The organism is Anaeromyxobacter sp. SG64, assembly GCF_022690745.1.
GTDB classification, from domain to species: Bacteria; Myxococcota; Myxococcia; order Myxococcales; family Anaeromyxobacteraceae; genus Anaeromyxobacter; species Anaeromyxobacter soli.
In genome coordinates this window covers 1-10,159 of the sequence record NZ_JALCZB010000133.1, presented here as the reverse complement: position 1 = coordinate 10,159, position 10,159 = coordinate 1, and the positions used below count along the sequence as shown (strand labels likewise).

The 10,159-nt window shown below is 75.3% G+C and carries 11 protein-coding genes and 2 pseudogenes; 7 read left to right on the top strand and 6 right to left on the bottom strand.

The window, feature by feature from the left end; genetic code table 11:
• Together MNZ29_RS22440 and MNZ29_RS22435 are read left to right on the top strand one after the other, a co-directional pair.
• A pseudogene (locus tag MNZ29_RS22440) lies at nt 1-707 on the top strand (hypothetical protein); the annotation flags it as partial.
• 41 nt (nt 708-748) lie between these two features.
• Nucleotides 749-1,354: a glutathione S-transferase family protein gene (locus MNZ29_RS22435; protein ID WP_242341146.1), complete on the top strand. Its 606-nt coding sequence runs from the start codon at nt 749-751 to the stop codon at nt 1,352-1,354.
• Between the two features lie 22 nt (nt 1,355-1,376).
• Here MNZ29_RS22435 and MNZ29_RS22430 read toward each other — a convergent pair whose 3' ends face one another.
• The gene (locus MNZ29_RS22430; RefSeq protein ID WP_242341147.1) at nt 1,377-1,997 is read right to left on the bottom strand and encodes an FmdE family protein; all 621 of its coding nucleotides are present in this window, start codon (nt 1,995-1,997) and stop codon (nt 1,377-1,379) included.
• An 87-nt stretch (nt 1,998-2,084) separates the two neighbouring features.
• On the opposite strand from MNZ29_RS22430, the gene MNZ29_RS22425 reads away from it, so the two are divergent.
• Nucleotides 2,085-2,762 (top strand): DUF2238 domain-containing protein, encoded by a 678-nt coding sequence (locus MNZ29_RS22425; protein WP_242341148.1) that lies wholly within the window; start codon nt 2,085-2,087, stop codon nt 2,760-2,762.
• Here the strand turns inward: MNZ29_RS22425 and MNZ29_RS22420 are convergent.
• Nucleotides 2,759-3,469 carry a class II aldolase/adducin family protein gene (locus MNZ29_RS22420; RefSeq protein WP_242341149.1) on the bottom strand — a complete coding sequence of 237 codons (711 nt, stop codon included), beginning with the start codon at nt 3,467-3,469 and terminating at the stop codon, nt 2,759-2,761. The two genes, MNZ29_RS22425 and MNZ29_RS22420, sit on opposite strands and share 4 nt — an antisense overlap.
• Entirely contained in the window at nt 3,469-4,500 is a 1,032-nt protein-coding gene (locus MNZ29_RS22415; RefSeq protein WP_242341150.1) for an SIS domain-containing protein, read from the bottom strand. Before MNZ29_RS22415 ends, MNZ29_RS22420 begins: the two co-directional genes overlap by 1 nt.
• Before the next feature lie 87 nt (nt 4,501-4,587).
• Here MNZ29_RS22415 and fsa point away from each other — a divergent pair, with 87 nt between their 5' ends.
• Nucleotides 4,588-5,235, top strand: coding sequence for a fructose-6-phosphate aldolase (gene fsa / locus MNZ29_RS22410; protein ID WP_242341151.1), 648 nt, complete (start codon nt 4,588-4,590; stop codon nt 5,233-5,235).
• A 113-nt stretch (nt 5,236-5,348) separates the two neighbouring features.
• Nucleotides 5,349-5,564: a hypothetical protein gene (locus tag MNZ29_RS22405; protein ID WP_242341152.1), complete on the top strand. Its 216-nt coding sequence runs from the start codon at nt 5,349-5,351 to the stop codon at nt 5,562-5,564.
• Nucleotides 5,565-5,615: 51 nt separating this feature from the next.
• Here MNZ29_RS22405 and MNZ29_RS22400 read toward each other — a convergent pair whose 3' ends face one another.
• Together MNZ29_RS22400 and MNZ29_RS22395 are read right to left on the bottom strand one after the other, a co-directional pair.
• Complete coding sequence (locus MNZ29_RS22400; protein ID WP_242341153.1) at nt 5,616-6,062, bottom strand: hypothetical protein; 447 nt, start codon at nt 6,060-6,062, stop codon at nt 5,616-5,618.
• A 125-nt stretch (nt 6,063-6,187) separates the two neighbouring features.
• Nucleotides 6,188-7,027 carry a triacylglycerol lipase gene (locus MNZ29_RS22395; RefSeq protein WP_242341154.1) on the bottom strand — a complete coding sequence of 280 codons (840 nt, stop codon included), beginning with the start codon at nt 7,025-7,027 and terminating at the stop codon, nt 6,188-6,190.
• Nucleotides 7,028-7,221: 194 nt separating this feature from the next.
• Between MNZ29_RS22395 and aroF the strand changes: the two genes are divergently transcribed.
• Both aroF and MNZ29_RS22385 read left to right on the top strand, forming a co-directional pair.
• The gene (gene aroF / locus MNZ29_RS22390; RefSeq protein ID WP_242341155.1) at nt 7,222-8,238 is read left to right on the top strand and encodes a 3-deoxy-7-phosphoheptulonate synthase; all 1,017 of its coding nucleotides are present in this window, start codon (nt 7,222-7,224) and stop codon (nt 8,236-8,238) included.
• A gap of 128 nt (nt 8,239-8,366) precedes the next feature.
• A complete protein-coding gene (locus MNZ29_RS22385; protein ID WP_242341156.1) occupies nt 8,367-8,576 on the top strand; it encodes a hypothetical protein in 210 nt (69 codons plus the stop codon).
• Nucleotides 8,577-8,621: 45 nt separating this feature from the next.
• Here MNZ29_RS22385 and MNZ29_RS22380 read toward each other — a convergent pair.
• Nucleotides 8,622-10,159, bottom strand: a pseudogene (locus tag MNZ29_RS22380) (hypothetical protein); the annotation flags it as partial.

The following is a 10,159-nucleotide window of genomic DNA, read 5'->3' as shown; positions in this document are numbered from 1 at the left end:
GCGCGCCGGCGCGGCAGGCGCCCGGGGCCGGTGAGCCGCAGGGGCTCCCGTCGTCCTCGCAGCTCCTCGCCCAGGTCGAGGCGATGAAGGGGCAGCTCGCGACCGCGCCGAAGCCGCTCGAGATCCTGCGCGCGCTCGGAGACCTCTACTACCAGGAGCGCCGCTACGCGGACGCGATCGGCTGGTACGACCAGGCGATCGCGGTCGCGGAGCCGGCCTGGAAGGACTACCTGGCGCTCCCGGCGGCCGTGCGCGCCAGGGAGCCCAGCCCCGCGGTGAAGCAGGAGTGCACGCGCTCCGAGAAGCGCGGCTTCGAGCCGCTCGTGCGCGCGGCAGAGGCGCGCGCGCGGCGCAAGGACGGGGCGGGCGCGGCGTTCTGCTACCGCGCGGCGCTCGAGCCGTCCATCGGGGCGCGCATCCAGCGCGCGAACGCGAAGCTCCTCGCGGGGGACGCGCCCGGGGCCATCGCCGACCACGAGGAGGTGCTCGCGCGGATCCCCGACCAGCCCGACGCCATGTACTTCCTCGGCCTGGCCCTCGCGGAGACGGCGAACGGGAACATCGGTCAGCTCGAGCGAGCGCGCGCCCTGTGGAAGCGGGTGGGCGAGGTGCAGCCGAACGGTCCCTACACGGATGGTCTCATGATGGCGACCGGCGAGGTGGAGCGGCGCATCGCGGCCGCCCAGTCGGCCCGCATGAGCCGATGATGCCTCGCGCGGCCGCGGCCGCGCGGCTACAACGGACGGCCATGCCCAAGCTCTATTACGCTCCCCGCACCCGCGCCTCGCGCCCCCGCATCGTCCTCGAGGAGCTCGGCATCCCCTACGAGCTCGTCCGGCTCGATCCGGCGAAGGCCGAGACGCGCACCCCCGAGCACCTCGCCCGCCATCCGCTCGGCCACGTGCCGGTGCTGGAGGACGGCGAGGTCCGCATCTTCGAGTCCGGCGCGATCTGCTTCTGGCTCGCGGAGCGCTACGGCGAGGGGAGGCTCCTGCCGCCCCCCGGCTCCCCGGGACGCGCGCTCGCCTACCAGTGGCTGTGCTTCGCGCTGTCCGAGCTCGAGCCGCCGCTCGCGCCGCTCGCCGCGGAGCTGAAGAAGGCCGAGCCGGAGCGGGACCGCGCGTGCGTCGAGCGGAGCGCGGCCCGGTTCCACGCCGCCGCGAAGGCGGTGGACGCCGCGCTCTCGGGCCGCGACTTCCTCCTCGGAGACGAGCTCTCGGTCGTGGACGTCGTCGTCGCGGCGATCCTCTCGTACGGGAGGTTCCTCTGCGGCCTCGAGGGCATGCCGACGGCCGACGCGTACGTGCTAAGGCTCCGCGGCCGGCCGGCCTGGAAGCGCGCCACGGCGGACTGACCGGGAGCGACTCCGGCGAGGCTCAGCGGGGCGGGAGGGCCCTCCGCTCCGCGCAGCGGAGGCAGAGCCGCGCCTCGCCGCGCTCCCGCACGTAGGGCAGCAGGACCCGGTCGCCGCAGGCGTCGCAGGGCACCGTCCGGAAGGACGGCGTCCCGTCCTCGAGCTCCATGGGGAAGACCGGGCTCACCGAGAAGAGCCGGTCCTCCGCGGTCGCGCGCACGAAGCCGAGGAGCGGCTCCAGCACCTCGTCCGGCACCGGCGCCCAGGGCTGTCCCCTGGCCTCGCAGACGCGGAACCACTCGCTCGACTCGAGGGCCTCGTCCACCTCGCCGCGCACGGCGACGCGGACGGCCCTGCGGCGTCGCTGGTCGACGAGCGTGAGGCCGAGCTTGCCGTGCGGCACGCGGACGATCAGGTCCTTGCCGAACGTGCACCCCGTCGCGACCTGTACACCGTCCGCGAAGCCCTGGCCGTAGTGATCACCCCCCACCTCGACCATGGCGAACAGCTCGCGCTCCACGGCGCGCGGGGTCTCGAGCGCGCCGAGCGCGGCGTGGCCGGCCCGCAGGCCGAGCGCGAGCGGCGGGCAGGGGTGGCCGTGCAGCAGCTCGCCGCACTCGAGCTCTCGCTTCGGTCGTTGCATGGGTCGGGGCGCCTCCGCGCGTGGGAGCCGGGGGCTCCGGATCCGGTGCAGATTGACGGAGCGCTTCCTGCACGGGACGATGCGGCCATGCCACCGACCGCCGCGCCCAACCCGCCGGACGCCGCCGTCCCGGACACCCTCCCTCGCCCGGCGGGGCGCGCGGGCCCGGCCGCGCTCGCGGTGGCGCTCCTCGCGCTCGCCGTCTCAGGGATCGGCCCCAAGGACCGGCTCACCTGGCTCATGGAGGTCGCGCCCGTCCTCGCCGCGCTCCCGGTGCTCGTCGCCACGCGCCGCGCGTTCCCGCTCACGCCGCTCCTGTACGCGCTGCTCGCGATCCACGCCGCCATCCTCTGCGTCGGCGGGCACTACACCTACGCCGAGGTGCCGCTCGGCTTCTGGGCGCAGGACGCGCTCGGGCTCGCGCGCAACCCCTACGACCGGCTCGGCCACCTCGCGCAGGGCTTCGTCCCGGCGCTCGTCGCGCGCGAGGTGCTGCTCCGCACCTCGCCGCTCCGGCGCGGGCGCTGGCTGTTCGTGCTCGTCACGGCCGTCGCGCTCGCCGTCTCCGCGCTGTACGAGCTCGTGGAGTGGGGCGCTGCGCTCTCGCTCGGCCAGTCCGCCGACGCGTTCCTCGGGACGCAGGGAGACCCGTGGGACACGCAGTGGGACATGTTCATGGCGCTCCTCGGCGCGCTGGCCGCTCAGCTCGCCCTGGCGCGGGTGCAGGACCGGCAGCTCGGGGCGCTCGAGGTCCGCTCGCCCTAGCGCGGTGGCCGGCCGGCCGCGGCGAGCACCTTCGCGATCGCCTCGGCGGGGAGCGGCTCGCACCGCCCGGCGAGCCGCGCCACGAGCGCCACGCGCGCCACGCGCTCGAGCGTCTCCATCCGGTCAAAGGCCTCGTCGAGCGTGCGCCCGAGGGCGAGCGCGCCGTGGCGCTCGAGGAGCACCACGTCGTGGCGCGGCCACAGGGGCGCGAGCGAGGCGGGCACCTCGTCGGTCCCGGGGGTGGCGAACGGCGCGACGGCGATCTCGCCGAGCGTGACCGCCGCCTCCGGCACGAGGTCGTTCGGCGGCGGGATCCCGGCCACCGTGAGCGCGACCGCGGTGACGGGGTGCGCGTGCACGACCGCGGCGACGTCCTCGCGCGCGGCGTAGGCGGCGAGGTGCATGCGGAGCTCGGTCGAGGCGCGCCCGCCCCCCGTCACCACCGCGCCGCGCCCGTCCACCACCACGAGATCGCCGGGGGCGAGGTAGCCCTTGTTGGCGCCGGAGGGCGTGACGAGGAACCGGTCCGGGCCGAGGCGGACGGAGACGTTGCCCTCGCCCGCGCCGATGAGGTCGCGGGCGTGGAGCCGGCGGCAGATCTCGACGACCGCCGCGCGCAGCGCGCGCTCTCCGGCCGCGGCGTTCCGCGGCGCGGCGTGAGGCTGCGCGCGGCGGGGCGCGCGGGCGGCGGGGCGGCGGCGCGCCATCAGAGGATCTTCGCGGCGAGGAGGTCCTGCACGTCGAGGAGCCCGACCGGGCGGCCCTCCTCGTCGACCACCGGGACCTGGTCGATGCGCGCCTGGCGGAGGACGCGCGCGGCGTCCACCACGAGCGCGTCGGGGCGGACGGTGCGGGGGTTGCGGCCCATCGAGGAGGACACCGGGCGCGTGAAGTCGGTCTCGCCGTGCTCGACGAGGCGGCGCAGGTCGCCGTCGGTGAAGATGCCGACCAGCTTGCCCGCCGCGTCCACCACGCTCGTCGCGCCGGGCCGGCCGGGCGTCTCGGTCATCCGCGCCACCGCGGCGGAGAGCGGCTGGTCCTCGCGCACGACCGGGTTCGCCTCGGCGCCGCGCATGAGCTCGCGGACCTTCATGAGCCCGCGGCCGAGCTTCCCGCCGGGGTGGAAGAGCGCGTACTCCTCCTTCTCGAAGGGCCGGTTCGCGAGCACGGTCATGGCGAGCGCGTCGCCGACCGCGAGCAGCACGGCGGTCGAGGCGGTGGGCGCGAGGCCCATCGGGCAGGCCTCGGCGACGTCGCCGATGGCGAGGACGAGGTCGGCGGCGCGCGCGAGCGGGTTCACGCGGTCGCGCGTCACGGCGACGACCCGCGCGCCGATCTTCTTGAGCGCCGGCAGGAGGCGGAGGATCTCCTCGGTCTCGCCGGAGTTCGACAGCGCGATGACGACGTCGTCCTTGGTGATCCGGCCGAGGTCGCCGTGCGCCGCCTCGGCGGGGTGGACGAAGTGGGAGGGCGTGCCGGTGGAGGCGAGCGTGGCGGAGATCTTCTGCGCCACGAAGCCGGGCTTCCCCATCCCGGTCACGACCACCCGGCCGCGGCACCCGAGCACCCACCGGACCGCCTCGGCGAAGCGGTCATCGAGGCGCACCGCGGCGATGGCGCGCGCCTCGGCGTCGAGCACCGTCCGGCCATAGTCGAGCAGGGAGCGATCGGAGTGCGCGGGCCGCTTCGCGCGCGAGCGGGGGAGGCGAACCACGCGGGCCTTCGGTCGGCTGGCCATGAGGGTGCGCGCGATATAGCACTTTCGCGCCTCTTGCGGCAGCGCGGGCCGGTGCGCTATGGGACGCCCCTCCGGAGGTAGCCCACGATGCAGTTCTTCATCGACTCCGCCGACGTCGGCGAGATCAAGAAGGCCCTCGCCCTCGGCCTGTGCGACGGCGTGACGACCAACCCCTCGCTCGTCGCCAAGACCGGCCGGGCGTTCGACGAGGTCCTGAAGGAGATCGTGGCGCTCGCCCCCGGTCCCATCTCGGCCGAGGTCACCGCCACCGACGCCGAGGGCATGCTCCGCGAGGCGCGCGCCTACGCCAAGTACGGCGACCAGGTGGTCATCAAGATCCCGCTCATCGTCGAGGGGCTCCGCGCGGTGAAGGTGCTCTCCGACGAGGGCGTGAAGACGAACGTCACGCTCTGCTTCTCGGCGGTGCAGGCGCTCCTCGCCGCCAAGGCGGGCGCGACCTACGTGTCGCCCTTCGTCGGACGCCTGGACGACATCTCGCAGGACGGCATGGCGCTCATCGCCGACATCCTGCAGATCTACCGGAACTACGACTTCGACACGAAGGTGCTCGTCGCCTCGGTGCGCCACCCGGTGCACGTGCTCGAGGCGGCGCGGCTCGGCGCGGACGTCGCGACGATCCCCTACTCCGTCATCGAGCAGCTCGCGAAGCACCCCCTCACCGACAGCGGCCTCAAGAAGTTCCTCGCCGACTGGGAGAAGGTGCCGAAGAAGTAGCGCGGCGGGCTCGCCCTCCGTCCGGCGCCGCCCGGCGCCCCGCGTGCCGGGCGCTCCCCCGATGCGCATCGTTCGCCCGTGCCGCGTCCTCTCGGGCCGCGGGAGGAGGGAACATGCCATCGCTCGCCCGTCCGTCGGCAGTCCTGGCCGCCGTCGTCGCGTTCCTCGCGCCCGTCCTCGTGCTCGCCCAGGCGGCCGATCCGGCCGCCGCCACGAGCGCCGGGTTCGGCTGGGTCTGGATCGTCGCCGCCGCGGCGATCGTCATCGCGCTCTTCTGGATCGTCTTCTCCGGTCGCCGGGGCCCGACGCCCCCCGCGCGCCGATCCTGACGTCGCCGCCCGCTCGGGCAACCCGGTCGGCCGCCTCCTCCGCGGCCGGGATCAGCCCAGCGTCACGCGGAACAGGCGGCGCTCCACGTCGTCGATCATCGCGACGAGGTCCTCGCGGCCGATGCGCACGCGGTCGGCGTGCTCCTTCAGGCCCAGGCACTTCTCGGTCACCAGGCGGACGAGCAGGTGGAGGGCCGCCCCCTCGGCGGGAGTCTGCAGCCGGTGAGCGTCCTCGGCGAGGCGCCGCTCGACGCCCTCGAAGTCGCGGAGGAGGTCGAGGCGCGCGAGCTCGAGCGCGAAGCGCAGCACGTCGTCGCGCGGCCGCTCCGCCGCGCCGGCCGACCAGCGCGCGCGCAGCTCCTCGGACACCCAGTCCAGGAACGGCGGCGGCCACGCCTCGAGCTCGCGCGCGAGCTCGCCCGCGAAGCGCTCGAGGACGTACGCCTTCACCGGCTGCTTCTCGCGCTCGTAGAGGAAGTCGAAGCGGCGGTCTCGCACGTGCCCGAGTGTAGCGCGAGCCGGCCGCGGCGCGTCGCGCGCGCGGCGGCGCGGAGCGGGCGAAGGTAATTCGTCTGCGGGCGGGTCCAGCCCCCCGTCCGACGAACGGCGCGGCCCCCGCGAGCTCAGGCGGCGTCGGTGCCCGGCTCCTTGCGGGCGCCGTTCGCGGCGCGCTCCGCGCGGCCGCCCCGCATCGCGGTGAGCGGGCCGCGCATCACCGGGGCCTCGCTCTCGCCGGCGCGGATCTCGCGGAGGAGCACCTCGTAGACGCGCTTCCCCGTCACGAACGTCCGGTGATCGCCCTTCACCTCGACGTTCACGAGGTGCGGGAGCCCGTGCGTCTCGATCACGCCGCTCGGGAACGGGGCCCACCCGTCGCGGCGCGACCAGATGGACGCGAGGCGCACCTGCGCCGGCCACGGGCCGTCGTGGAGCCGCTCGAGGAACGCGCTCCCGGGCATCATCTGCCAGACCGAGCGCGAGACCCCGCCGAGCGGCAGGCCGAGGTAGGCGAGGGGCGTGCCGTGGTGCGGGGTGCCGAGCGTCACGACCGCGCGCGTGCGCCGCCAGCCGCCGAGCCGCTTCACGTAGTAGGCGGCGACGAGGCCGCCCTTCGAGTGGCCGACGATCGTGAGCGGCCCCATGCCCGGGTTCCGGGCGTAGATGCGCTCGACCTTCGCGCGCACCAGGTCCGCGACGTCGTCGATGCCGCGGGTGTTGAAGGCGCCGCCGAGGCCGCCGAGGCGGAGGGAGAAGACGCCGTAGCCGTCGCGCCGCAGGCGCCGCTCGAGGATGTCGAAGGTGCGGCGCGAGGCGAAGAAGCCGTGCAGCAGGAGCACCGGGCGCGGGCAGTGCGCGAAGTCCGTCCGCTTCTCGATCCGGTCCGCCGTCCCGGGCAGCTCGAGCGCCGCCGCGATCTCGTCCACCTGCCGCGCCGCCCGCCGGATCATCCGAAGGAGCTTCATACGGAGCGCCTCCCGAAGGTCAGTCTAATACGCCGCACGGACGGCGGCAGGGGGGCGCACCTGACGAGCGGGTCCGTACGGGGGAGGACCGAGGTCGCCCGCCTCACCGGCCGCGCGGGGTCCGGGCGGCGCGCCCGTCCTTGAGTGGGTCGCTCCCACGCGCTAAGACTCGGAATTCCCTGCCGGAGGTTCCGATGCTCGTGGTCATGAAGCCGCACGCCAGCGAGGGCGAGGTCGCCGCCGTCGTGGAGCGAGTCCGCTCCCTCGGGCTCTCCGCCCACCCCATCCCGGGCGCCCAGCGAGTCGCCATCGGCATCACCGGCAACAAGGGGGGCCTCGAGCCGGAGCTCTTCGAGACGCTCCCCGGCGTGCAGGAGGCGCTGCGCGTCTCGCAGCCCTTCAAGCTCGTGTCGCGCGAGGTGAAGGAGGAGGACACGGTCATCGACGTCGGCGGCGTCCCGCTCGGCGGGAACGCGCTCGCCATCATGGCGGGGCCGTGCTCGGTCGAGTCGAAGGATCAGCTGCTCGAGGCGGCGCACGCGGTGCGCGCGGCCGGCGCGCGCTTCCTCCGGGGCGGCGCCTACAAGCCGCGAACGAGCCCCTACGAGTTCCAGGGGCTCGCCGAGGAGGGCCTGAAGCTGCTCGCGCTCGCCCGCGAGGAGACGGGCCTCAAGGTCGTGACCGAGGTGATGGACGTCGAGACGCTGCCGATGGTGGCGGAGTACGCCGACGTCCTCCAGATCGGCGCGCGCAACATGCAGAACTTCTCGCTCCTGAAGCAGCTCGGCACGCTCGGGAAGCCCGTGCTCCTGAAGCGCGGGCCGTCCGCCACGATCAAGGAGTGGCTGATGGCCGCCGAGTACGTGGTCTCGCGCGGCAACTACCAGGTGGCGCTCTGCGAGCGCGGGATCCGCACGTTCGAGACCATGACCCGCAACACGCTCGACCTGAACGCCGTGCCGGTGCTGAAGGCCCTCACGCACCTGCCGGTCGTGGTGGACCCCTCGCACGGCATCGGCCTCCGCGCCCACGTCGCGGCGATGGCGCGCGCCGGCGTCGCGGCGGGCGCGGACGGCCTCATCATCGAGGTGCACCCGCGGCCGGAGAAGGCCCTCTCCGACGGGCAGCAGTCCCTCACGCCGCGCGAGTTCGACGAGCTCATGCGGCAGGTGCGCGTGATCGCCGGCGCCGTGGGGCGCGCCGTCGCCTGAGCGAGACGGCCCGCGCGCAGCGCCCGAGGTGCGCCGGCGAGCGTCCCCTCGTCCCCAACGCTCCCGACGGGGCGGGCCAAGCGGTGCGCCCGACTTGCCAAGCCACGATCAGGTCTTACGGTCGTGGCATGAGGCACGAGCCACAGGCGCCCACGACCGACTCGAAGGACCTTCGCCTGCCGAACGGCTGCCTGCTGTGCGGCGGAGACCTCGACGTGCGCGTGACGGACGGCGAGGCGCGGAGCTTCTGCGGCCGCTGCCGCTGGATCAGCCGCCCGCACATGCAGCGGCAGGAGGACGGGATCCACATCGTCCACCCCGCCGGCGGAATCGCCTGAGCGACCGATCCTGATCCGCGATCCGCGCGGGCGCGACTCCCTGGTTTACCTCGCGCGCCGCGCGCGGGCGAACCCGCCGTCGGGCGCGATCCAGCCCCGCTCCGCGCCCTCGATCCCCACGTCGAACGCGCGCAGCACCGCCGTGGACCGGTCGGGCAGGAGCGGGGCGACGAACCAGCGGCCGCCGTGGAGCGCGCCCGGTCCCCCGTAGAGCGCATCCACCGGCAGCTCCGCGCGCCAGCGCTCGACGCCGTCCGGGCCGAGGGCGACGAGCGCCGCGGTCCCGAGCGTCACGTCGAGCGACGACGCGCCATAGACGTCGAGCTCGGAGAGCACCAGCACGCCGCCGTCCGCGGTCACCGCGGTCACCGCGGTGGTGAGGTGCGGGTGCGTCGAGCGATCGGAGGGCGGCTCCGAGGCGAGGGTCCGCCGCCAGGCGACGGCGCAGCCGTCGAGGTCGAGGCGCGCGACCGTGCCGATGCCGAACGCGTAGGCGAAGCCTCCCGCCGAGAGCACCTCGCCGGACACGCCGGTGGCGCGGCCGGCCCGCGCCCCGTCCTCGAGGCGGAGCCAGTCCACGTACGCCGGCCCGCCGTCGGGGAGGAAGCGGCTGTCCGGGAACGACTGCACGAAGGCGAACCGGTCGGACACGTTCGCGAGCCAGCTCGCGTGATCGCTCGGCTGCGCGATGGCGAAGCGGTCCCCGCCGTCGGGCGCGGTGGCGTAGACCGTCGCGCCCACCACGTCCGTGCTGGCCGAGAACAGGAGCGCGCCGTCGGGCGCGATCGCCGCGGGCGAGCTCATCCAGATCGTGCGCGCCCCCTCGAACGCGCGCCGCGACACGAGCTTCCCGCTCTCGAGGTCGACGCGGAGCACGCCCGGGTACTGGTAGCCGTCCGCTCCGAGCGCCGTCAGCGAGAGGAAGAGGACCCCGTCCGCCGCCGCGGGGTGCGTCTCCCCCACGTACGCGCGCGCCGGGCCCGCCGCCTCCGGCACGAGCGGCGCCGCGTCCGCGACCACGTCGCGGGTCCAGAGCGGCGCGCCGTCCGCGGCGCGGAACGCCTCGAGCGCGGTGCCGGGCACGCCGAGCGGCTCGATCGTGGGCTGCGAGAGCACGGCGACGACGCCGTCCGCGACGAGCGCGACGTGCGCGGCCAGGTGGGCGGCGGGCGCGCGCCAGCGGACCCGGCCCGCGCGCGTGGCGGAGACGACCTCGCCCGTGCCGTCGTCGGCGAGCTCGGTCCAGTAGAGGTTCCCGTCCGCGTCGAGGACCCCGTCCCATCGGAGCCGCATGCCTGCGGCGGGACGGTGCTCCCACGCAGGCGTGGGGTGTCGCGCCGCCGTCGCCTCGAGCGCGGGGCCGCCGTCGAGCCCGACCGAGAGCTCGCACGGGCTCGCGATGGGCGGCGGGGGCGTGGGGGGAGGCGCGGCGGGCGTGCCGGCGTCGGGAGGTGGCACCGGCGTCGTCGGGACGCCGTCGATCGGGCCGCCGCCGGGGCCGATGTCCCCCGGGGCGAGACCCGGTGGCGGCGGGGGCTCGGTCGGCGCGGGCGGCTGCTCGCCGGGCGCGATGGCGGGGCCCG